Source organism: Tepidiforma sp. (assembly GCF_026419595.1).
Taxonomy (GTDB): domain Bacteria; phylum Chloroflexota; class Dehalococcoidia; order Tepidiformales; family Tepidiformaceae; genus Tepidiforma.
This window is the reverse complement of the sequence record NZ_JANZZD010000007.1, coordinates 35,762-57,025: the sequence shown is the minus strand read 5'-3', so window position 1 is coordinate 57,025 and position 21,264 is coordinate 35,762. Positions and strand designations below refer to the sequence as shown.

Annotated in this window: 19 protein-coding genes, 3 tRNA genes and 1 other RNA gene; 15 read left to right on the top strand and 8 right to left on the bottom strand. The window is 70.8% G+C overall.

The genetic code is table 11. From position 1 onward, the window contains the following. Window positions 1–81: 81 nt before the first annotated feature. The 9 genes from N2041_RS05655 to N2041_RS05615 all read left to right on the top strand — a co-directional run bounded on the left by N2041_RS05655 (window position 82) and on the right by N2041_RS05615 (window position 8,186). Entirely contained in the window at window positions 82–1,632 is a 1,551-nt protein-coding gene (locus N2041_RS05655) for an acetyl/propionyl/methylcrotonyl-CoA carboxylase subunit alpha (RefSeq protein WP_297676684.1), read from the top strand. Continuing rightward, window positions 1,614–2,132, top strand: coding sequence for a biotin/lipoyl-containing protein (locus tag N2041_RS05650; RefSeq protein ID WP_297676682.1), 519 nt, complete (start codon window positions 1,614–1,616; stop codon window positions 2,130–2,132). Before N2041_RS05655 ends, N2041_RS05650 begins: the two co-directional genes overlap by 19 nt. 55 nt (window positions 2,133–2,187) lie before the next feature. Next, window positions 2,188–2,450, top strand: an RNA gene (gene ffs / locus N2041_RS05645) — signal recognition particle sRNA large type. A gap of 66 nt (window positions 2,451–2,516) precedes the next feature. After that, complete coding sequence (locus N2041_RS05640) at window positions 2,517–3,980, top strand: ubiquitin-like domain-containing protein (RefSeq protein ID WP_297676680.1); 1,464 nt, start codon at window positions 2,517–2,519, stop codon at window positions 3,978–3,980. Window positions 3,981–4,008: 28 nt separating this feature from the next. Next, window positions 4,009–4,842 (top strand): 16S rRNA (adenine(1518)-N(6)/adenine(1519)-N(6))-dimethyltransferase RsmA, encoded by an 834-nt coding sequence (rsmA, locus tag N2041_RS05635; protein ID WP_297676678.1) that lies wholly within the window; start codon window positions 4,009–4,011, stop codon window positions 4,840–4,842. Next, the gene (locus N2041_RS05630; RefSeq protein WP_297676676.1) at window positions 4,835–5,707 is read left to right on the top strand and encodes a hypothetical protein; all 873 of its coding nucleotides are present in this window, start codon (window positions 4,835–4,837) and stop codon (window positions 5,705–5,707) included. Before rsmA ends, N2041_RS05630 begins: the two co-directional genes overlap by 8 nt. After that, window positions 5,704–6,123, top strand: a complete 420-nt coding sequence (locus tag N2041_RS05625; RefSeq protein ID WP_297676674.1) for a hypothetical protein — start codon at window positions 5,704–5,706, stop codon at window positions 6,121–6,123. Before N2041_RS05630 ends, N2041_RS05625 begins: the two co-directional genes overlap by 4 nt. A 71-nt stretch (window positions 6,124–6,194) precedes the next feature. Beyond that, a complete protein-coding gene (locus N2041_RS05620; RefSeq protein ID WP_297676672.1) occupies window positions 6,195–6,887 on the top strand; it encodes a CehA/McbA family metallohydrolase in 693 nt (230 codons plus the stop codon). A gap of 30 nt (window positions 6,888–6,917) precedes the next feature. Next, window positions 6,918–8,186 carry a hypothetical protein gene (locus tag N2041_RS05615; RefSeq protein WP_297676670.1) on the top strand — a complete coding sequence of 423 codons (1,269 nt, stop codon included), beginning with the start codon at window positions 6,918–6,920 and terminating at the stop codon, window positions 8,184–8,186. 94 nt (window positions 8,187–8,280) lie between these two features. Here the strand turns inward: N2041_RS05615 and N2041_RS05610 are convergent. From N2041_RS05610 to N2041_RS05600, 3 genes are all read right to left on the bottom strand, one after another. Then, window positions 8,281–8,356, bottom strand: a tRNA-Arg gene (locus N2041_RS05610). A gap of 13 nt (window positions 8,357–8,369) precedes the next feature. Beyond that, a tRNA-Leu gene (locus N2041_RS05605) sits at window positions 8,370–8,456 on the bottom strand. Between the two features lie 59 nt (window positions 8,457–8,515). Next, a tRNA-Val gene (locus N2041_RS05600) sits at window positions 8,516–8,592 on the bottom strand. A gap of 89 nt (window positions 8,593–8,681) precedes the next feature. Between N2041_RS05600 and N2041_RS05595 the strand changes: the two genes are divergently transcribed. The 3 genes from N2041_RS05595 to N2041_RS05585 are packed head-to-tail and all read left to right on the top strand — an operon-like array spanning window position 8,682 to window position 12,512. Beyond that, window positions 8,682–10,073, top strand: a complete 1,392-nt coding sequence (locus tag N2041_RS05595) for an aspartate ammonia-lyase (RefSeq protein WP_297676668.1) — start codon at window positions 8,682–8,684, stop codon at window positions 10,071–10,073. Beyond that, entirely contained in the window at window positions 10,073–11,821 is a 1,749-nt protein-coding gene (locus N2041_RS05590; protein WP_297676666.1) for an ATP-binding protein, read from the top strand. The genes N2041_RS05595 and N2041_RS05590 overlap by 1 nt, the downstream gene beginning before the upstream one ends. After that, complete coding sequence (locus N2041_RS05585) at window positions 11,811–12,512, top strand: response regulator transcription factor (RefSeq protein WP_297676665.1); 702 nt, start codon at window positions 11,811–11,813, stop codon at window positions 12,510–12,512. Before N2041_RS05590 ends, N2041_RS05585 begins: the two co-directional genes overlap by 11 nt. A gap of 9 nt (window positions 12,513–12,521) precedes the next feature. Here N2041_RS05585 and N2041_RS05580 read toward each other — a convergent pair whose 3' ends face one another. Further along, window positions 12,522–13,808: a DUF1015 domain-containing protein gene (locus N2041_RS05580; RefSeq protein WP_297676662.1), complete on the bottom strand. Its 1,287-nt coding sequence runs from the start codon at window positions 13,806–13,808 to the stop codon at window positions 12,522–12,524. A 67-nt stretch (window positions 13,809–13,875) separates the two neighbouring features. Between N2041_RS05580 and N2041_RS05575 the strand changes: the two genes are divergently transcribed. Then, window positions 13,876–14,205: an HIT domain-containing protein gene (locus N2041_RS05575; protein ID WP_297676660.1), complete on the top strand. Its 330-nt coding sequence runs from the start codon at window positions 13,876–13,878 to the stop codon at window positions 14,203–14,205. Here N2041_RS05575 and rph read toward each other — a convergent pair. Beyond that, window positions 14,202–14,927: a ribonuclease PH gene (gene rph, locus N2041_RS05570; RefSeq protein WP_297676657.1), complete on the bottom strand. Its 726-nt coding sequence runs from the start codon at window positions 14,925–14,927 to the stop codon at window positions 14,202–14,204. The genes N2041_RS05575 and rph overlap by 4 nt on opposite strands. A 66-nt stretch (window positions 14,928–14,993) precedes the next feature. Further along, a complete protein-coding gene (locus tag N2041_RS05565) occupies window positions 14,994–17,321 on the bottom strand; it encodes a ComEC/Rec2 family competence protein (RefSeq protein ID WP_297676655.1) in 2,328 nt (775 codons plus the stop codon). Between the two features lie 116 nt (window positions 17,322–17,437). Between N2041_RS05565 and N2041_RS05560 the strand changes: the two genes are divergently transcribed. Together N2041_RS05560 and N2041_RS05555 are read left to right on the top strand one after the other, a co-directional pair. Continuing rightward, window positions 17,438–18,631: a hypothetical protein gene (locus N2041_RS05560; RefSeq protein ID WP_297676652.1), complete on the top strand. Its 1,194-nt coding sequence runs from the start codon at window positions 17,438–17,440 to the stop codon at window positions 18,629–18,631. A 2-nt stretch (window positions 18,632–18,633) separates the two neighbouring features. After that, on the top strand, window positions 18,634–19,044 hold the full coding sequence (locus tag N2041_RS05555; RefSeq protein WP_297676650.1) for an OB-fold domain-containing protein: 411 nt from the start codon (window positions 18,634–18,636) through the stop codon (window positions 19,042–19,044). Between the two features lie 11 nt (window positions 19,045–19,055). On the opposite strand, the gene N2041_RS05550 is transcribed toward N2041_RS05555, so the two are convergent. Both N2041_RS05550 and N2041_RS05545 read right to left on the bottom strand, forming a co-directional pair. Next, complete coding sequence (locus tag N2041_RS05550; protein WP_297676648.1) at window positions 19,056–20,168, bottom strand: NYN domain-containing protein; 1,113 nt, start codon at window positions 20,166–20,168, stop codon at window positions 19,056–19,058. Window positions 20,169–20,180: 12 nt separating this feature from the next. After that, on the bottom strand, window positions 20,181–21,248 hold the full coding sequence (locus tag N2041_RS05545) for an Mrp/NBP35 family ATP-binding protein (protein WP_297676646.1): 1,068 nt from the start codon (window positions 21,246–21,248) through the stop codon (window positions 20,181–20,183). Between the last annotated feature and the right edge of the window lie 16 nt (window positions 21,249–21,264).

The window sequence follows — 21,264 nt, the reverse complement described above, 5'->3', positions numbered from 1 at the left end:
GACACGCTGTTCGCCTGTCCGGCCCGCTCCGCGTATGCTGTGGAGCTATCGAGTTTCCCGAGAGAAGTAAAGGCCCCTGCAATGTTTTCCAAGGTCCTGGTAGCGAACCGCGGCGAAATCGCCCTCCGCATCGTCCGCGGCCTGCGCGACCTCGATATCCGTTCGGTGGCCGTCTACTCCGATGTGGACCGCCTGTCGCAGCACGTCCGCTATGCGGATGAGGCGCACTACATCGGCCCGGCCGACGCCCGCCAGAGCTACCTGAACGTGGAGCGCATCATCGACGTCGCGAAAAAATGCGGCGCCGACGCGATCCACCCGGGGTACGGCTTCCTGGCCGAAAACGCCGAGTTCGCCGAGGCCTGCGAGGCCGCCGGCCTCGTCTTCATCGGCCCCTCGCCCGAGTCGATCCGGCTCCTGGGCGACAAGATCGCCGCGCGCCGCATTGCGGAGCAGGCGGGCGTCCCCGTCCTTCCCGGCAGCGGCGAACTCACCTCGGTGGATGAGGCCCTCGCCTTCGCCGAGCGCATCGGCTACCCCGTCATGATCAAAGCCGCGGCGGGCGGCGGCGGCCGCGGCATCCGCCTCATCGAGTCGCCCGAAGCGCTCCCGGGCGCCGCCGCCCGCGCCATGCAGGAAGCCGCAGCCGCCTTCGGCAACCCCGCCATCTACGTCGAGAAGAACCTCAAGCGGGTTCGCCACATCGAAGTCCAGGTCATCGGCGACCGCTACGGCAACATCGTCCCGCTGGGCGAACGCGAGTGCTCCATCCAGCGCCGGCACCAGAAGATCATCGAGGAGTGCCCCTCGGTCGCGGTGAGCCCCCAGCTCCGCCGCACCCTCTCCCGCGCCGCCGTCCGCATCGCCCGGGCCGCTGATTACCATAACGTAGGCACGGTCGAGTTCCTCCTCAACGAGGACGGCCAGCATTACTTCCTCGAAATGAACACCCGCCTCCAGGTCGAACACCCGGTGACCGAAATCGTCACCGGCACCGACCTCGTGAAGGACCAGATTCTCGTCGCCGCCGGCGAAGAGCTGCCCTACGAAGAGGCCGACCTCCTCACCCGCGGCTGGGCGATCGAGTGCCGCATCGTCGCGGAGGACCCCTTCAACAACTTCCTCCCTTCCGTCGGCCGCGTCGTCTTCGCCCGCGAACCCGCGGGCCCTGGCATCCGCGTCGAAAGCGCCCTGTACGACGGCATCGAAGTGACGCCCTACTACGATTCGCTGCTCGCGAAAGTCACCGCCTGGGGCCGCAACCGCGAAGGCGCCCGCCAGCGGATGAAGCGCGCCCTCGCCGAGTTCCGGGTGGTCGGCGTCGCAACGAACATCCCTTACCTGCAGCAAATTCTCGACCTGCCCGACTTCATCAGCGGCGACATCGATACCGGCTTCCTCGACCGGAACCAGGTGCTCGCCGAGGAGCACTTCGAGGAGCAGCGCGAAATCGCCGAGATCGCCGCCCTGCTCATGGTCACGAGCGGCGACCGCGACAGCGGCGACCAGCCGCTCAACGGGCAGGCAGCCCCGTCCAACGGCTACCGCGCCGCCATCGGCGCCTGGCGGCGGCAGCAGGCCGGTCTCACGTCCCGCGGAGGTGGCATGGGCCGATGGCCGAGAAGTTTCTAGTCCGCACCGAGGAATCGGCATCGACCTGGGAGATCGAGCGCGACGATGAGGGCATCCGCGTCCGCCGCGAAGGCCAGCAGGAGTGGACCCGCGTCGAGCTCCAGCGCGTCGGCGACTCCCAGCTCTACCTGCTCATGCTCGAACACCGCCCCGTCGAGATTTACCTCGAACGCCGGCGCGGCGGCGCACGGGCCACCATCGGCCGGCACGCCTTCGACTTCAACGTCGAACGCTGGCGCCCGCAGGCGGCCAAACTCGCGGCCCAGCAGGTGCAGACCGGCCTCCGCCGCATCACGGCCCCGATGACCGGCTCTATCGTCGAAGTGCGCTGCAAGGCAGGCGACCGCGTGGCCCCGGGCGATGTCCTGCTCGTCATCGAATCGATGAAGATGAACAACGAACTCCGCTCGCCCGCCGCTGGTGTCGTCGAACAGGTCGCGGTGACCGGCGGTCAGCGCGTCAACGCCGGCGACCTCCTCGTCGCGCTCCACCTCGGCTAGCGGCGGCAGTCGGCCTATTGACCCCCCGGCGCGCCCGGCGCTAGGGTAAGGGTGGCTGTGCTAGACGGGGAGCTAGCGGTGCCCTGAACCCGCAATCCGCTATAGCGGGGTCGAATTCCTGCTCGAGGGCTGCGCTTTCGGGGACTGTCCTCTTCAGTCGGCGCCGAGGGTCTGGTCCTGCGCGGCGAGGCGCTCCGAACCTGGTCAGGTCCGGAAGGAAGCAGCCATAAGGGGTCTGCCTCGGGTGCCGCAGTCAACCGGGCCTGAGCCGGCTGTTGCAGAGCAAGCCCGGGATCCAGTTCGACAGCAGGTGCACGGCCACCTTCTCCAGTTTTCGACCGGCCCGGACCCGCACGGGCTCGCGTCAATCCACGAGGAGTGCGTGTGACGCAGGCCCTGCCCCGGCCGTACCTTCCGTCACGGCTGCGCCACGAACGCCGGCAATTCGTCCGCCGCGCCCGGGCCCGCATCTTTCGCGGCCGGAACCACGCCGCCGCCGTCCTCGCCGTTGCTGCCATCACCGTGCTCGGCGTGGTCGCCTTCCCGTCCCGCGACACGCTCGTCGTTTCTGAGAGCGGTGCCCGCCTCTACCACACCGTCTTCCCGGGCGAACTCGCCGTCCTCCCCGGCCTCGCGCAGCCGAACCAGCGCACCCGCGTCTTCGAGACCGCCGGCCTCTCGGGCATCGGCATCCAGGCCTCCCGCTCCGTCACGATCACCGTCGATGGCCGCGAGCTGGCGCTCGTGACCACTGCCTCGACCGTCGGGGGCGCGCTTGCCGAGGCGGGCGTCGCGCTCGGCCCGCGCGACCGTGTCCGGCTCAACGGCGTCGTCGCATCGCCTGCCGCGCCGCTCGCCGGATTCCGCATCGCCGACGGTTCCGCCGCAGCGGCCCAGTCGCCGGCCCCGGTCGTGACCGTCGAGCGCGCCCGCCGCTTCGTGGTCTACATCGATGCCCTCCGTCTCGAAGTCCAGTCGCCGGCCGCGACCGTCGAGGAGCTCATCGCCGACCTCGGCCTCGTCGTCCGCGAAGCCGACCTCGTCGAGCCGGCCCTCGCGACGAAGCTCGATGCCGGCATGGCCGTCCGGCTCGCGCCCGCCCGGACCATCAACGTCGTCCTCGATGGCCAGACCCACGCGCTCTACACCCGCGCCGCGACCGCCGGCGAGGTGCTCGCCCTCCTCGACCTCGGCGATGCGCAGGTCATCGACCTTTCGCACGAACCCGGCGACTTCCTCGCCGCCGGCGCGACGCTCGTCGTCGCCACCCTGCGCACCACGCGCGAGGAAGTCGCCGAGCCGCTCCCTCCCCCCGTGCTCGTCGAGGAAGACCCGGCCCTGCCGAAAGGCCAGGTGCGGCTCACCCCCGGCCAGCCCGGCGAGGTGCGCGTCGTTTACGAATCGACCTACCGGAACGGCATCCTCGAACGGCGCGAGGCCGTCGCGCGCACCGTCATCCGCTCCCCGCTGCCGGCCCGCCAGGTCATCGGCACGCTCGAAACCGGCGGCTCCGGCCTCATCCTCGCCAGCCCCGAATACACCGGGCCGTACCGCAAAAAGGTCACCGTCTGGGCCACCTGGTACAACGCGAGCCATGGACCCTGGTCGCGCGAGCACCCGGCCTACGGCCGGACCGCCACCGGCGTCATCGTCGACCGCGGCATCTGCGCCGTCGACCCCGACTACATCCCGCTCGGCACCCGGTTCGTCGTCCCCGGCTACGGCCTCTGCGTCGCCGCCGATGTCGGCGGCGGCATCAAAGGCTGGAAGGTCGACCTCGGTTTCCCGGAGTCCGCCGGGCCCAACCCCTGGCGCACCGGCAACGTCGATATCTACATCCTCGACTGACCCTTCCGGCCGCCCCTACGATGGAACTATGCCCCCCGAGAAATCGGAGCGTCTTCCTGGCCCGCGCCCGCGCAAGGCGCTCGGCCAGCATTTCCTGCGCGATTCGGGCGTGCTCGCCGACATCACGGGAGCGCTCCGCGTGCCCGAACGCGGCCTCGTCGTCGAAATCGGCGCCGGGACCGGCCAGCTGACCGCCGCGCTCCTCGAAGCCGGCCATGAGGTCGTCGCGCTCGAAATCGAGCCCCGGCTCGTCGGCCACCTCCGCAACCGCTTCCGCCGCCACCCGCGCCTCCGCATCGTCGAAGCCGACGCCCGCACCGCCGAGTACGGGGAGATCGTCCCCGCGGACCGTCTCTTCTCGATCGTCGGCAACCTGCCCTACTTCGCCGCCAACCCCATCGTCCGTAACGCGCTCGAATCTCCCCGGAAGCCCGCGGAGCTCGTCGTCATGGTCCAGCGCGAGGTTGCGCGCGAGATGGCGGCCCCGCCGGGCGCGTGGTCACTCCTGACCGTCTCCATCCGGGTGTACGCTGAGCCCGAAATCCTCTTCGACGTGCCCCCCGAAGCATTCGACCCGCCGCCCGCGGTCTGGTCGACGGTCATCCGGCTGACGCTCCTCCCGGAGCCGGCGATCCCGGCAGCCGATATCCCCGGCTTCTTCGAGTTCGTCAGCCGCGTCTACCGCAACCCCCGCAAGCAGATCCACAACAGCCTGGCCCGCGGCACCTGGCTCCCGCCCGGCGGCGCCCGGGAGGCGCTGCTCCGCGCCGGCATCGACCCCGCGCGTCGCCCGGAGACGCTGGACCTCTCCGAATGGCGCGCCCTCCAGCAGGCCGCCGCTGAGGTGCTCGCCCTTGCCTGAGCGGCTGCGCGCGCGCGCCCCCGCCAAGGTCAACCTCGCGCTCGATGTCCTCGGGCGCCGCCCCGACGGCTACCACGACCTCGACACCATCTTCCTCGAGCTCGACCTCGCGGATGACGTCGAACTCCTGCCGGGCGCGGAGCCGGGCATTGAGGTCGCCGGTCCGTACGCGGCCGGCACCCCGGCCGACGCCTCGAACCTCGCCTGGCGCGCGATCGAGCTCGCAGCCGCGGCCGCCGGCGCTGCGGCGGCGCACCGCGTCGTACTCCGCAAGATGATCCCCCCCGCCGGCGGCCTCGCCGGCGGTTCCTCCGATGCCGCCGCGGTCCTCCGCATGGCCGCCGTCCTGTGGCCCGGGATCGCGCCGCACCTCCCCAGTCTCGCGCTGGAGCTCGGGAGTGACGTCCCCTTCTTCCTCGTCGGCGGCCTGGCCCGCGGCCGGGGACGCGGCGAAATGCTCGAGCCCCTCCCGGCGGCGTTCACCGTCGACGTCCTGCTCTTCCCCCCGCCGGCCGGCGACCCCTCGCCGCCCCGCAAGACGGCCGCAGTGTTCGCAGCCTACGCCGCGCTGCCGCAAGCTCCGCGCGTTGTCCCGCGGGTCCTCGACCTCCTCGCGGCCGGCCGTCTCACCTCGCTGGACCTCCTCGGCGCCAACGCGCTCGAAGCAGCAGCCCTGCGCGTCTTTCCCGGCCTCGCGGCCCATCGCGCCCGGGTCGAGGCGGCGATCGGCCAGCCCGTCGTCCTCACCGGCGCCGGCCCGACCTGGTTCTGGGCCGGGCCGCCCGGCGAAGGCGCTCCGCTCGCCGAACGGGCGCGGTCAGCCGGCCTCGACGTCATCCTCACCCGCGCGGCGCAGACGCCGTGAACGTCTACACCATCCTCGCCGGCTGGGCAATGGGCAACGCCATGGCGATCATCTCGACCTTTGCGCTCACCTACATCGCCGTGCAGCCCGGCTCCCAGCGGTTCGTCCAGAAAGTCTTCGACCCCGAGGTGCCGGGCTGGCTCCTCGCCGTCCCCATCTCGATCGGCACCGGCGTCCTCTGGTCCATGGCCGGGCTGGTGCTCGCCTCCGCCTACATCCTCGGCGGCTTTGCAGAGATGACCCCCGCCCTCGGCGCGCCCAGCGGCCCGTGGCTCCTCCTCATGGCCGCCATCGCCTGGCTTCCCGTGCCCATCCTCTGGCTCATCTCCCGCCGGCTCTGGTGGATCTGGCTCGGGATGTCGCTCGTCTTCGTCGGCCTCTTCGGCTGGGCGATGCCCCTGCTCGGGGAGCGGTGATATACTCGCCGCACTCGTGAAAATCCGAACGAACCTGCGGAGGGCGCCGTTTGCCGGGCACCATCATTGACATGCATCTGCATACCACCCGGGGCGCCTCGGACTCCATGCTCGACCCCGATGACCTCATCGCCGAAGCGCGCCGCGTCGGCCTCACCGGCGTGAACATCACCGAGCACGACCGCATGTGGGAGCCCTGGGACCTCAACCCCTTCCGCAAGAAGCACGAGGGCATCTTCGTCTCGAACGGCATGGAAGTCTCCACCGACATGGGGCACATCCTCACCGTCGGGCTCAAAGGCTACGCGCCGGGCATCCGCCGCCTCGAGAAGCTCCGCGAAATCGCGGACGAACAGGGCGCCTTCCTCATCGTCGCCCACCCGTTCCGCCATTTCTTCGACCCCGTTCACTTCAAGCGCGAAGGCAAGGAGCCGTTCCGCCTCACCCCCGAGGAAGCCGCGAAGCTCCCCGTCTTCCAGCTCGTCGACGCCATCGAGGTCCTGAACGGCTGCAACACCCCGCGTGAAAACTACTTCGCCCTGCAGGTCGCGAAGGTCCTCGGGAAGCCGGGCACCGGCGGCTCCGATGCGCACAGCACCCAGGGCATCGGCTACTTCACCGCCGTCTTCGAAGAAGAGCTCCTGAGCCAGGAGCACATGGTCGACCAGCTCCACAAAGGCCGGTTCTACCCGGGCCGCGGTCTCCCCGAAGGGAAGCTCGAGAACTACTGGGAGACCGCCGAGCCCATCCCCTTCTACGAATGAACCGCGCCAGCCGCCCGGGAGCCCTGCCCCGTGCGGACTGACACGCGCGCCTGGCTCACCATCGGCGCTGCGGCGCTCGCCTGCGCGCCGGGCATCGCCTTCCGCTTCGCCGGTTACCACCCGCCGGCCATCGCCGCCGCGCTCACCTTCGGCATCGCCATCCTCGCCGCTGCGTTCCTCCTCTCCTGGGGCGCCGAAACCGCCGAGATGGACATCTCCCAGGGCCTCGCGCTCGCCATCATCGCCATCATCGCGGTCCTGCCCGAATACGCGGTCGACTTCATCCTCGCGTGGAAGGCCGGCGCCGACCCGGCGGAGGCCGAGCGCGGCCTCGCCGTCGCGAACATGACCGGCGGCAACCGCCTCCTCATCGGCATCGGCTGGCCGCTCGTCTTCTTCCTCTTCTTCTACCGCACCCGCATCCGCGAACTCATCGTCGACCGCGAGCGCAGCCTCGAGCTGACGTTCCTTGCCGTCGCCACGGCCTACGTCATCTTCATCCCGCTCCGCAGTCACATCACGGTCATCGACACCATCGTCCTCGTCTCGCTCTTCCTGATGTACATGTTCTTCACCTCGCGGGTCGAAACCGAGGAGGTCGAACTCGTCGGGCCCGCGAAGGCGATCGGCGCGCTGCAAAACGCGCCCCGCCGACTCGTCGTCGTGGTCCTGCTCGTTTACAGCGCTGTCGCCATCTTCGCCTCCGCCGAGCCGTTCGCTGACTCGCTCGTCCATATCGGCGAGCGCTTCGGTATCAGCGAGTTCTTCCTCATCCAGTGGCTCGCGCCCCTCGCATCGGAGTCGCCGGAGGTACTGGTGGCCTGCCTCCTCGCCTGGCGGGGCCGCGCCGCCGCCGGCATGGGCGTCCTCATCTCATCGAAGGTGAACCAGTGGACACTCCTCATCGGCACGCTGCCGATCGCCTTCCTCGTCTCCGCCGGCGAATTCGGCTGGACGCTCGGCCTGCCGCTCGATAGTCGCCAGCGCGACGAAATCTTCCTGACCGCCGCGCAGAGCGCGTTCGCCATCGCCGTATTCGCCAACCTGCGGATGTCGCGCGTCGAGGCGGCGGGGCTATTCGCACTCTTCGCGACGCAGCTCTTCATCACGAACGAACACGCGCGCGTGCTCTACGGACTCGCCTACACCGCCCTCTGCATCGCGCTGCTCGCCTGGAACTGGCGCGCCCTCCCTCGGACCGTCCGGGATGCGGTCACCATCATGCGGGGCCGCGAACTGCCTGCCGCCGAAGAGCCGTCGCGCGAGGAGCAGGCCGAGGCCGCGCGCCCCGCGCCCTGACCCGGCCCGTACCTCCCGCCGCTCGCCAACGAACGAAAAAGCCGCCCGGTTCGGCGGCTGGCGGCGTGTCGGCGACACGTGTCGAAAGTCAAGATGGTACGCCCGGGAGGATTCGAACCTCCGACCTTTGGGTCCGCAACCCAACACTCTATCCCCTGAGCTACGGGCGCACGAAACAGTCGCTGGTGCCGAAGGTGAGATTTGAACTCACACGCCCACAGGGGGCACTACGCCCTGAACGTAGCGCGTCTGCCATTCCGCCACTTCGGCACTGCTTCGATTATCGGCCGGACGGGCACCCCGTTCAACCGATGGACCGACGATTCGGCTGGTGGGCGGTACTGGACTCGAACCAGTGGCCTCGTCGGTGTGAACGACGCGCTCTAACCATCTGAGCTAACCACCCGCCATGCCCCAGTCTATGCCCGCGCCATCCCCCGTTCAACCCGCCGGCGGCCTCTCCAACCTCCTCGGTCAGCCTGCTAGAGTGTCACCATGGCCGACGCCACCCGCATCGAGCGCGACGCCCTCGGCGAATTCCCGGTGCCCGCCGATGCCCTCTACGGCATCGATACCGCCCGCGCCATCGCCAACTTTCCCATCTCCGGCCGCCCCTTCCCGCTGCCCATCATCCATGCGCTCGCCCTCCTCAAAGCCGGCGCCGCCCGCGCCAACCGCCAGCTCGGTCTCCTCGACGCGCCGCTCGCCGAGGCCATCATGACCGCCGCCACCGAGGTCGCCGAAGGCCGCTGGGACGACCAGTTCCCGGTCGACATCTACCAGACCGGCTCCGGCACCTCGAGCAACATGAACGTGAATGAGGTCATCGCCAACCGCGCGAACGAACTCCTCGGCGGCGGCCCCCGCGGCGTCTACCGGCCGGTCCATCCCAACGACCACGTCAACCGCGGCCAGTCCTCGAACGACGTCGTCCCGACCGCCATCCACCTGGCGGCCGTCCGCCGCATCCGCGAGCGCCTCCTGCCCGGCCTCTACCGGCTCGAATCGGCGCTCCAGGCGAAGTCTGCCGAGTTCGACGGCGTCATCAAGACCGGCCGCACCCACCTGATGGATGCCGTGCCGGTCCGGCTCGGCCAGGAGTTCCGCGGCTACGCGGGGCAGGTCGAGCGCGCCCGCCGCCGGGTCACGGCCGCCGGCGAAGCCCTGCGCGAAGTCGCACTCGGCGGGACCGCCGTCGGCACCGGCCTCAACACCCACCCCGAATTCGCCGGCCGGGTGCTCGCCTACGTCTCCGAGGTCGCCCGCGTCCAGCTCACCGAGACGACCAACCACTTCCAGGCCCAGTCGTCCATCGATGCCATGGTCGAAGCGAGCGGCCACCTCCGCGCCGCTGCCGTGGCCCTCGTGAAAATCGCCAACGACCTCCGCCTGATGGCGAGCGGCCCCCGGGCCGGGCTCGCCGAAATCGAGCTCCCGGCCCTCCAGCCGGGGAGCAGCATCATGCCCGGCAAGGTGAACCCGGTCATTCCGGAGGCCGTCGTCCAGGTGGCCGCCCGGGTCGTCGGCAACGACGCGACCATCGGGATGGCCGGCCAGTGGGGCTTCTTCGAACTGAACACCATGCTCCCCGTGGCCGGCGCGGCGCTGCTCGAATCCGTCGACCTGCTCGGCAGCGCCGCAGCCGTCTTCGCCGAAAAGTGCGTCGCGGGCATCCGGGCCACGGAGCGCGGCCCGCAGCTCGTCGAGCAGGGCCTCGCCATCGCGACGCCGCTCGCGCTCGATATCGGCTACGACCGCACCGCCGAACTCGTGAAGCTCGCCCTCGCCGAAGGCATCACCATCCGGGAGGCCGCCCGCCGCGAACTCGGCCTCGATGACCGCGCCCTCGACCGCCTGTTCGACTTCCGCCGCATGACGGGCGACTGATGACCGCCCGCAGCAGCCCGGCGGCCGGCTCCGCGGGCGACCCCTCTCTCCTGCCCGGCGCCCCGCTCCGCCTCCGCGGACTCCTGCGTTGGCTGGCAGAGGACGACACCGCCGGCTGGCTCCGCGGCTACCTCATCGCGGCCATCCTCGTCGCCGGGGCGACCGGGGCCCGCGCCTTGCTCGGACTCATCTTCGAGGGTCTCACGCCCACGTTCGTCATCTTCCTCGGCGCGTCCGTCGCGACGGCCTTTCTCGCGGGCACCGGGCCCGCCCTCGCCGCGACCGCTGCCTCAGCGGTCATCGCGAACCTCTACTTCGTTGGCAAGCCCGGCGCTTTCGAGTTCGATTCGGCCGACCTCGTCGTCCTCGCGGCGTTCGTCGTCGAAGGCGGCGTCATCGCCGTCTTCGGCGGCCGGATGCGCCGGCTGCTCCGCCGCCTCATCGAGCGCGAAGCTGAAATTTCCGACCTCTACGCCGGCGCCCTTGCCAAGGAGCACGAGCTCCTCCGCGCGAATGAGGCGCTCCAGCTCCTCGCCGACGCCGGTGTCGCCCTCAACCAGTCCCTCGACCTCCAGCGCACGATGACGGCCCTCGCCGGGCTCGTGGTCCCCCGGTTTGCCGATGCCTGCTTCGTCGACTTGCTCGAGGACGGCAAGCTGCGCCGGGTCGCCCGGGCGAGCGCCGACGCGAGGCTCGCGGAGGCGGTCGAGGCCTTCGAGGCCGCCGGCGCCGCGCAGGAGCTCCGGGCGGCCATCGCCAACGCCGTGCGCGGCGGCAGCGCGTGGTTCGTCCCGGTCATCAGCGACGAGATGCTCCGGCGCCTCTCGGGAACGCCGGCCCTCGCAGAGATCGCCCGGCGCGTGGAGGCGCGCTCCATCATCGTCGCCCCCATCGAATCCCGCGACGGCCTTTTCGGCGCGATGACGTTCCTCAGGGTCGGCGGCTCGCGCCACTTCGATGGCCGCGACGTCGAACTCGCACGGCAGGTCGGCGCCCGCGCCGCCATCGCCATCGACCATGCCCGCCTGTACGACGAAGCCCGCCGCGCCAACGACGCCAAGGACGAGTTCCTCGGCTTCATCTCCCACGAGCTCCGCACCCCGATCACCGTCATCCACGGCGGCGCCCACGTCCTCCGCACCCGCCGGGCCGAACTCGACCCCGACGTCGCCGACGGCATTCTCGCTGACGTCGAGCGCGAAGCGGAGCGCCTCTCCCGCATGCTCGAAAACCTGCTCGCGCTCTCCCGCGCCGAGCTCGACCGCGACGTCCCGGTCGAACCCGTTCTCCTCCAGCGGCTCATCCCCCGGCTCGTGGCCGGCCTCGACCCCGGGAACGGCTGCACCGTCGACGTGCGCGTCGAAACCTCGCCCCCGCCGGTCGCCGGCGACCCCGGCTACCTCGAGCACGTGCTCCGCAACCTCATCCAGAACGCCGCCAAGTACTCCCCGCCCGGGACGACCATCGAAGTCGTCGTCGCCGGGGACGCTTCCGGCGGCACCGTGAGCGTCCTCGACCGCGGGCCCGGCGTCCCCCCGGAGGACATCGACCGCATCTTCGAACGCTTCTACCGCTCGTCGCGCACCGCGGGCCTCGCCCCGGGCGCAGGTCTCGGCCTCGCTGTCTGCCGCAGGCTCATCGAGGGAATGGGCGGTACGATACGCGCCGAACTTCGGCAGGAGGGCGGGCTCGCCGTCACCTTCTGGCTTCCCGCCTTCGCCGACCCGGGAGACGACGATGAGCGCTGAACCCCTGCTGCTGGTGGTCGACGACGAGGCCGGCGTCCTGCGCCTCATGAAGCTCGAACTCACCGCGCAGGGCTTCCGCGTCATCACGGCAGCCGACGGCGAGGAGGCGCTCCGCCTCGCCGAAGAGCAGCGCCCCGACGCCATCGTCCTCGACATCATGATGCCCGGCATCTCCGGCCTCGAAGTCATGCGCCGGCTCCGCGAGCGCTCCAACGTCCCCATCATCCTCGTCACCGCGAAGGACAAGGACAGCGATAAAGTCCGCGGGCTCGAACTCGGGGCCGACGACTACGTGGTGAAGCCGTTCAACCCGGACGAGCTCGGGGCCCGCATCCGCGCCGTCCTCCGCCGCGCCGTCGCCGCGGAGGTCGACCGGGTCGTTCGCGCCGGCAACGTCGAAATCGACCTCAACCGCCGGCTCGTCCACAAGAACGGCGAGCAGGTCTCGCTCACCCGCACCGAGTGGCTGCTGCTTCAGCACCTCGCAGCCAACCCGGACAAGGTCATCCTCGCGCCCGAGCTCCTCTCGAAGGTCTGGGGCCCGGAGTACCGCGACGACCTCCAGTACCTCCGCGTTTGGGTCTCACGGCTCCGGGCGAAGATCGAAGACGCGCCCGCCGAGCCGCGCATCATCAAGACGCTGCCCGGGATCGGCTACATGCTGTCGACCGACGGCGGCGCCGAAAGCTGACCCGCGCGCTCAGGGCTCCAGCGGGTAGAAGACCAGCCCTGTCCCCAGCTTCGGGTGGAAGAACGTCGACTTCTGCGGCATCCGCTCCCCCTGGTCGGCGAGCTTCATGACGTCCTCGATGCGCACGGGGTTCAGGAGGAACGCGGCCGAATTCCCCGGCCGCGCGTCGAGGAACGCGAACACCTCGTCGAGGTCGTGCGAGTACTCGATCGCGCCCGCCCGCAGGTCGTCGTCCGAAATGCCCCAGAGCGGTTCGAGCACGCCGTAGCGCAGGACGTTGGGCCCGATACCGAGCCACGCGTCCGAATGCCCGGGCGGCACGCTCCCGGCGAGCGGCTTCCCTGGCACTCGCCGCAGCGCGTGGACCTGCCGCGGTTCGAGTTCGAGCGCCACGGCGTCCGCCGTCTCCAGCACCTCGAGGAGCGCCTCCCGCGACTCCGCGGCGCCGGCCGGGAGCTTCACGTGCTCGACCTCGAACGCGTCTCCCAACCGCTGCCGCCAGTCTGCCGGTGCCGGGCGCGGCACCAGCCGGTGAATCGGACGGATGACCAGCCCGGGGTCTTCGCTCGCGACGATGGCGGCCATGGTGAACCGCGCCGGGTGGTCCGGCGGCAGCGGCCCCTGTTCGAGCCGCCAGTTCCGGTAGTTCACGGCCGTCTCGTACCGGTGGTGGCCGTCCGCGATGTAGAACGACTCCGCGAGCAGCGGCGCGAGCTGGCGCATCTCGTACGGCCCGGCCTCGACCGCCCAGAAGCGGTGATGGTCGCCTTCGAAGCTCGTCGCGGTGACCGTCGGCGGCGTTGCGGCGGCCGACCGCTCGATGAAGTCGCGCAGCTGGCCGGCCCGGTCCCGCGCGATGCAGAAGACCGGGCTGAACTGCACGCCCGTGGCCTGCAGCAGCCGCAGCCGGTCCTCCTTCGGCCCCGACATGGTGTACTCGTGAGGCTTCACCGCCCCGGTTTCCCACGGCTGGGCCTCGACTGCTGCCATCACGCCCCGCCGCCGGTACACGTGGCCGCCTTCGATGAATTCCTGCTCGTAGACGTACAGCATGGGCCGCTCGTCCCGCGCGAGCAGGCCGCGCTCCTGCCAGTCGCGCACGAGGCCGGCCACCCTGCCGTACCGCTCCTCGCCGCCCTCCGCCAGTTCGAGATGCACGGCGTTGCAGGGGTTTTTCGACGCCAGCGCCCGCTGCATGGCGGGCGTGATGACGTCATAGGGCGGCGCGAGCAGGTCATCGAGCGGGCCCGCGGCCTGCGTATAGCGCAACCCGCGGAACGGCATGAACTGGGGCATCGGGTCTCCCGGCGTGGCTCTCGTGGTTTGTTTGGCGGGGCGCCGGACCGGTAAGATCCGAATCCCCATGCCAACATACTGCGTCTTCTGCAACATTGTCGCGGGCAAAGAGCCCGCGAACATCATCTATGAGGACGATGAAATCATCGTCATCCAGAATATCCTTCGATGGGTTCCCGTGATGCTGCTCGCGATGACGAAGCAGCACACCAGCCAGGCCGAACTCTGGACCTACCACATGGGCAAGGTCGCCCCGATCGCCGCCGAGATCGGGCGGCAGCTCTGCCCCGGCGGCTTCCGCCTGCTCTCGAACTTCGGCTACGACGCGATGCAGAGCCAGGAGCACGGCCACCTCCACATCCTCGGCGGCACGTTCCTCGGCCACTACGTCGGCTAGCTGGCCGCGAGCGCCTCGCGCTGCTTCTCGAACAGCTGCAGGATGCCCGTGCGGGCCAGGTCGATGAGCGCGTCCATCGCCGCGCGGCTGAACGGCTTCCCTTCCGCCGTGCCCTGCACTTCGACGAACGCGTCGTCGCCGGTCATCACCACGTTGAAATCGACCTCCGCCGTCGAGTCCTCCTCATAGCAGAGGTCCAGCATCGGCACCCCCTGCACGATGCCGACCGAGACCGCCGCCACCGGGGCCGTGATGCACGCCTCGCTCACCAGCCCGGCGGCAGCGAGCTTCCGCACCGCCAGCCTCAGCGCGACATACGCGCCAGTGATCGAGGCAGTTCGCGTGCCGCCGTCTGCCTGCAGCACGTCGCAGTCGAGCGTGATCGTCCGCGGCCCCAGCAGCTCGAGGTCGACGACTCCCCGGAGTGACCGCCCGATGAGCCGCTGGATCTCCTGCGTCCGGCCGCCGGGCCGGCCCCGCTCGACCTCGCGCTGGCTTCGCGTGTGCGTCGCGCGCGGCAGCATCGCATATTCCGCCGTCACCCAGCCGCTCTGCGTGTTCCGCAGGAACGGCGGCTGCCGGTCTTCCACGCTCGCGGCGCACAGGACGCGCGTCCTGCCGAACTCCACGAGGCAGCTCCCCTCGGCGAAGTCCAGCACGTTCGTCGCAAGGTGAACGCGGCGCAGCTCGTTCGGAGCGCGCCCATCGATGCGTGTCGTCATCTCGGGCTCCGGGCGGTCCAGGGTCGCTCCCGAGGGTAGCCGCGGCGCCGCTCCCGGGCAAAGCGCTCAGCGCTCCGTCGTGACCCGGACGGTCCCCTCCTTGACTTCGATCCTGATGCGCCCGTCCCGGTCGGTCCGGGCGATGGTTGCGCCGCCGAGCGCTTCGAGCGTCGCCGGGTGCGGGTGGCCGAACGGATTCCCTTCGCCGGCGCTGATGACGGCCAGCCCGCCCGCGGCCAGGCCGAGAAACGCGGCATCGCTGTTCTTCGAACCGTGGTGGGGCACTTTCAGGACGTCGACGCTGCCCCCGAGCGTCTCCAGCAGTGCCCGCTGCTCGGCCGCGCCGAGGTCGCCGGTGAACAGCAGGCGAACCCCGCCGTATTCCGCGAGCACCGCCAGCGACCGGCGGTTCAGCTCGTCCCCCGGGATACCGTCCGGCGGCCAGACGATGCGGAACGCGACGCCGTCGAACTCGAACCGGTCGCCCGCCCGCGCCACGACTTCCCGCCCGTCGAGGGCCCGGGCTGTCAGCGCCCCTGTCCGGGTCGCGTTCCGGTCGCCGTTCGTGACGACCCGGCCGAGGCGGAAGCGTTCAGCGAGCGCCGGGAACCCGCCGATGTGGTCCTCCTGCGGGTGGCTGACGATGACCAGGTCGACCTTCCGGTCCCACGGCGGCATGACCTCCCCGAGTTCGCGCGCGAGCCGCAGCCCGCTCGGGCCCGTATCGATGAGCACCTGCTTGCCGCCAGGGGTCGTCAGCAACAGCGCGTCCCCCTGGCCGATGTCGAGCACGTCCACGGTCAGCGCCTGGTCCTGCCGCACCGTGCCCGGGAGGACGAACAGCGCAACCGCTGCAGCCGCACCGCCGAGCAGCAGCTGGTTGCCGAGCGCGGCCCGCCGCCGCGCCGCCTCCGAAACCGGCACCGGCGCCGGGAGGAACCGGTACGCCGCGGCGGCCAGCACCGCGAGTCCAGCCATGAGGGCCGCCCCAGCGGCCGGCGCGAGCCGCCCCGGTTCGATGGCGGCCCACGCCGGCGCGGCACCCGCCGCTGCCGCGTCGAGGATGAACCGGAGCGGCAGCCACGCGATGACCCCGGCGAATTCGCCGCCGGTCCGCCAGCCGAGCCCGGCAGCCGACGTCGCCAGCGACGCCCAGAACGCCAGCGCGACCACCGGCTGCACGACCACGTTCGCCAGCGGCCCCACCAGGGACACCGCACCGAAGTGCGCCCACGTAATCGGCATCGTCGCGGCGGTCGCCGCCAGCGACAGCGCCGTCACCTCCGTCACCCACCCGGGCAGCCAGCTCGCCGGCCACCACCGTCGCGCGTGCTCGACGGTCCACCGGAGCCACGGCCCGAACGTCAGCAGCCCGGCGGTCGCTGCGGCGCTCAGCTGGAAGCCGGCATCGAGCGCGAGCCGCGGCCACGCAGCCGTCAGCACGATGACCGCCAGCGCCAGCCCGGGCAGCCCGCTCTGCGGCCGGCCGACGGCCTCCCCGGCGAACAGCACCGCAGTCATCACCGCTGCCCGGGCCACGCTCGGCTCGAACCCGGCGAGAACCACGTACCCGCCAACCGCGAGCGCTGCGGCGGCCAGCGCCCGGTTTCGGCCGACCGCCCGGCTGAGCACCGCGAGCGTCAGCGCCGCGACCATCACGAGGTTCGCGCCCGAAACGGCGACCAGGTGCCGCAGGCCGCTCCGGTTGAACTCCTCCTTCACCTCGCGCGAGAGCCCGCCGTCCCGCCCGAAGGCGATCCCGGCGCCGAGCGACGCCTCTGGCTCCGGCAGGGAGCGCTGCAGGGCGCTGTCGAGGGCCAGGCGGAGCCGGGTGAGCTCCCGCGCCGGGCTGGCGTCACCGGGCTCCAGCAGCGCGGTCTCGGGACGCCACATGACCGCGCCGATGCCGCGGGCCGCCAGGTAGCTCCGGTAATCGAAGCCGTCGAAGACCGGTGCCTGCTCCAGCTCGCCCTCGAGCCGGACCCGGTCGCCGGGCAGGAACCGTTCGTACTGGTGGACCCAGGCCCGGATGAGCCCGGCATCGTCGAACGCCGTCCCGTCGCCGAGGTCGAGCCGCTCCACGCGGATGTCGTATGCGGTCGTCAGCTCGCCCGGGTCTGGCTCGCTCACGACGGTGCCCGTCAGGACCACATCGAGGCCCGCGTACGCCGCAATGGGCGGCTGCCCCTGCTGCAGCGCGCCATCGAGCCGCCAGCCGGCCAGTACCGCCAGCGCGACCGCCACCCCGACGACCCCCGGCCGGACGATGCCGCGCAGGGCCGCCGGCACGCCCGCGGCCGCGGTCCACGCCGCGCCCATCCACCACGGCGCACCCCACAGCCCGACCGGGAGGAGCCCGGCCACCCACGCGACCCCCAGGCCGATCAGCAGCATCGGCGCCGGAGGCTAACAAACTTCGGCCGGCCCGCGCACCGTTTGACGCCCCGCGAGCCCCTCCGTAGAGTCCGGCGGCAAGAACCGCCCACCATTTCGCAGACAGGAGCAGCTGCATGCCCACCCAGCGGCGCGATGCCGCCATCGTCGGGATCTACGAGTACCCCAAACGGAAAGCACCCGGCGTGACGCCCCTCCAGATCAAGGCCGAATGCGCCGCGCGCGCCCTCGAAGACGCCGGCCTCAGCTGGAAGGACGTCGACGGCCTCTACGACGCCCAGGACGGCGCCGGGATGGCCGGCCTCAGCCTCGCCGAGTACTTCGGCTTCCGGCCGAACGTCATCGACACCACCGCGGTCGGCGGCAGCTCCTACGAGTTCCATGCCGCCCACGCGAAGCGCGACATCGCCGCCGGCCGCTGCAAGGTTGCGCTCCTCACCTACGGCTCGACCGCCCACAGCGACGCCCGCCGCATCGGCACGATGGGCGGGGGCGGGGCCGGCGCGCCGAGCCCGCTCTCGAACATGACCGACCCCTACGGTATGACGCTTATCTCGAACTACGCGATGGTCGCCCGGCGGCACATGCACCAGTACGGCACCACGAGCGAACAGCTCGCGCGCATCGCCGTCGCAACCCGCGCCCACGCGATGCGCAACCCGCAAGCGGTCCAGGCGATGACCGACCTCGAATTCCAGGACATCCGCGAGATCACCGTCGAGGACGTCCTCAATTCGCGGATGATCGCCGACCCGCTCCACCTCCTCGACTGCTGCATGGTCTCCGACGGCGGCGGTGCCGTCGTCATCGCCGCTCCGGAGGTGGCCCGCGACTGCCGCAAGAAGCCCGTCTGGATCATCGGCTCGGGCGAAGCCACCAGCTACTCGGAGAACGGGTCAGACATCACGGTGAGCGCTGCTGCACAGTCCGCGCCCCGCGCCTGGGCCGAGGCTGACGTTCGCCCCGACGAGATCGACGTCGCGATGATCTACGACTCGTTCACGATTACCGTGCTCGTGATGCTCGAAGACCTCGGCTTCTGCAAGAAGGGCGAAGGCGGCGCCTTCGTCTCCGAGCAGCGCCTCCGCTTCGATAGCCCCCTGAAGCCCGCGCTCAATACCGACGGCGGCGGCCTCAGCTCGAACCACCCCGGCATGCGCGGCATCTTCCTCCTCATCGAAGCCACCCGCCAGCTCCGCGGCGAATCGACGTCGCAGGTGCCCGATGCCCGTCTCGCCGTCGCCCACGGCAACGGCGGCATGCTCGCCACCAGCCACACCGGCGGCACCATCGTCCTCGCGAGGGATTGACCATGCCAGACCGACCGCAGCCCCGCTTCCCCGAGCCCGACACCCAGCCCTACTGGGAGGCGACGAAAGAGCACCGCCTCCTCTACCAGGTCGACCGCGACAGCGGCGACGTCGTCTTCTTTCCGCGCCGCCACAACCCGAAAAACGGCTCCTCGAACCTCGAGTGGCGCGAGTCGAAGGGCCTCGGCACGGTCTACACGTTCAGCGTCGTCCGCCTGAACCGCCACCCGGCGTTCGCCGAACTCGGCCCGTACGCTGTCGCTTACGTCGACCTCGATGAGGGATTCCGCATCCTGACGAACATCGTCGGGGTGCAGGACCCCACGAAAGACATCTACATCGGCCAGCGGGTGAAAGTCGCCTGGCTCGACCAGTCGACGGGCATCTCCATCCCGGTGTTCGAACCGGCCTGAGCCGGGGAGGCTCAGGCCCGGACCTTCTGAAGAATCGACTGGATGTCGATGAAGCGGTCGGCGGCGTGCCGCAGGTTCGAGGCCGTGCTGCTGCCGACCGACACCACTTCGACCCGGACGCCTTTGGCCTGGACGACCTCGACGAGCCGCTCGAAATCACCGTCGCCGGAGACCAGCACGACGACGTCGAGGCGGTCGAGCATCTCCATGATGTCGAGCGCCATTTCGATGTCGACGTTCGCCTTGATGGTCCCGTCCGAGAACCGCTTGAACGGCTTCGTGACCACGCGGAACCCGTTGTCGAGGAACGGCTCGGCGAACCGCTGCGTCTCGAGGCTCACGCCCGGGTCTTCGTGCACCGGCGAATAGGCCACCGCCCGGACGAGCTGGCGCCCCTCCGAGAGGTAGTCCAGCAACTTCCGCCAGTTCACGCGGTGCTTCAGCCGGTCGAGCGCGAGTTCGATGTTCGCAGCGTCGACGAACACGCCGATGCGCGGCGCGGGAGCCGGCGCGGCCCCCGGCGTGTGGGCCACCCGGCGCGCCAGGTCCTCCTGCACCCGGACGAGCTGGGCGAGCTGGGCCGCCTGCGTCTCGAGGGTGCGCGTCAGGGTCGAAATCTCGTGGGCGAGCTGGCTGAGCTGCTTCTCCGCCGGCACCGGCGCAGGGGTCGGCCGCTCCTTCTTCGAGGGTGCTGCCGCCTCGGCAGTCGCTGCCGCGGCTTTCGATGACGCCGCCGCATCGACACTGTCGCGCTTCGCTGCAGCCGCGGGGCGCGCGGGGGGAGGCGGCGGAGCGGGCGCGGCCGCAACGGCCGGCGCGGCGGATTCCAGCGGCTGGCCCAACACCTCTTCGACGATAGCCGCGACCCGCGACCGGCGGCGCCGCGGCGCCGGGGGCGGCTCGGCTGCTGCCTCGGCCGGAGCCGGGGGGGCTGCGGGAGCTGGCGCCTCGGTGCGCGTGACTTCGGTGGTGGCTTCAGCCGCCGGCTTGCGGGAGGAGCGCCGCCGCCGCGGCTTCGGGTCGTCCAGCGCCTCAGGCGCCGGTTCGGGGAGCGGAGTCGGTGCGGCCGGTTCGGCCGCGGGTGCGGCGGGACGTTCCCGCCGCGGGAAGATGTTCAATGCCATGGTGATTTGGGGTTACCCACCCATCCTTTGCAACACACTGATCCGGGCCGCCACGTTCCGGGCGATCCGGTCGAAGGCGCGCGCCGAATCCGAATCCGGCGCGCCGTAGACGACTGGCACCCCGCGGTCCGCGCCTTCGCGAACCCCGGGCTCGATCGGGATTTCGCCGAGGAAGTCGATACCCAGCTCGTCCGCCGCCTGCTGCGCCCCGCCGTGACCGAAGATGTCGTACCGCTTCCCCGTGTCGGGCGCGACGAAGTAGCTCAGGTTCTCGACCATCCCGAACACCGGCACGCCGAGCTTCTCGAACATCGCCACCGCTTTCATCGCGTCTTCCACCGAGACCGCCTGCGGGCTCGACACGATGATGACGCCGGTGATCGGCGCGTCCTGCGCCATGCTCATCGAGGCGTCGCTCGTCCCCGGCGGCAGGTCGATCACGAGATAGTCGGTATCGCCCCACGGCACATCGTGCAGGAGCTGCCGCACCGCGCTCCCGATCATCGGCCCCCGCCACACCACCGGCGTGCCCCGCGGCAGCAGGAACCCGATCGACACGACCCGCACCCCGTACCGCTCGACTGGCTTCAGCCCCTCGCTCGACCCCGCCTGCAGACCCGGAGGCAGCCCGAACATCGTCGGCAGATTCGGCCCGGTGATATCCGCGTCGATGAGCCCGACGCTCGCACCCGCCTTCGCGAGGGCCACCGCGATGTTCGAGGCCACGGTCGACTTTCCGACGCCGCCTTTGTTCGACGCCACGGCGATGATGTTCCGCACGCCCGGGATCGGCTTCTGCCCTTCGCGCGGGTTCGACGCCCGCACCTGCGCGCCCCACGTGATCGCCACGTCTTCGACCCCCGGGACGGCCGCCAGCGCCGCCCGCACGTCCTGTTCGATGGTCTCGCGGAGCGGACACGCTGGCGTGGTCAGCTCGACCGTCAGGGCCACCTTGCCGCCCTCGATCGCGAGGTCTTTCACCATGCCGAGGCGGACGATGGATGCGTGGAGTTCGGGGTCTTTGACGCCCTCGAGGGCTGCGACGACGGCGTCGCGGTCGATCGTGGGAACGGGGCTCATCCGCGGGGTGCCTTTC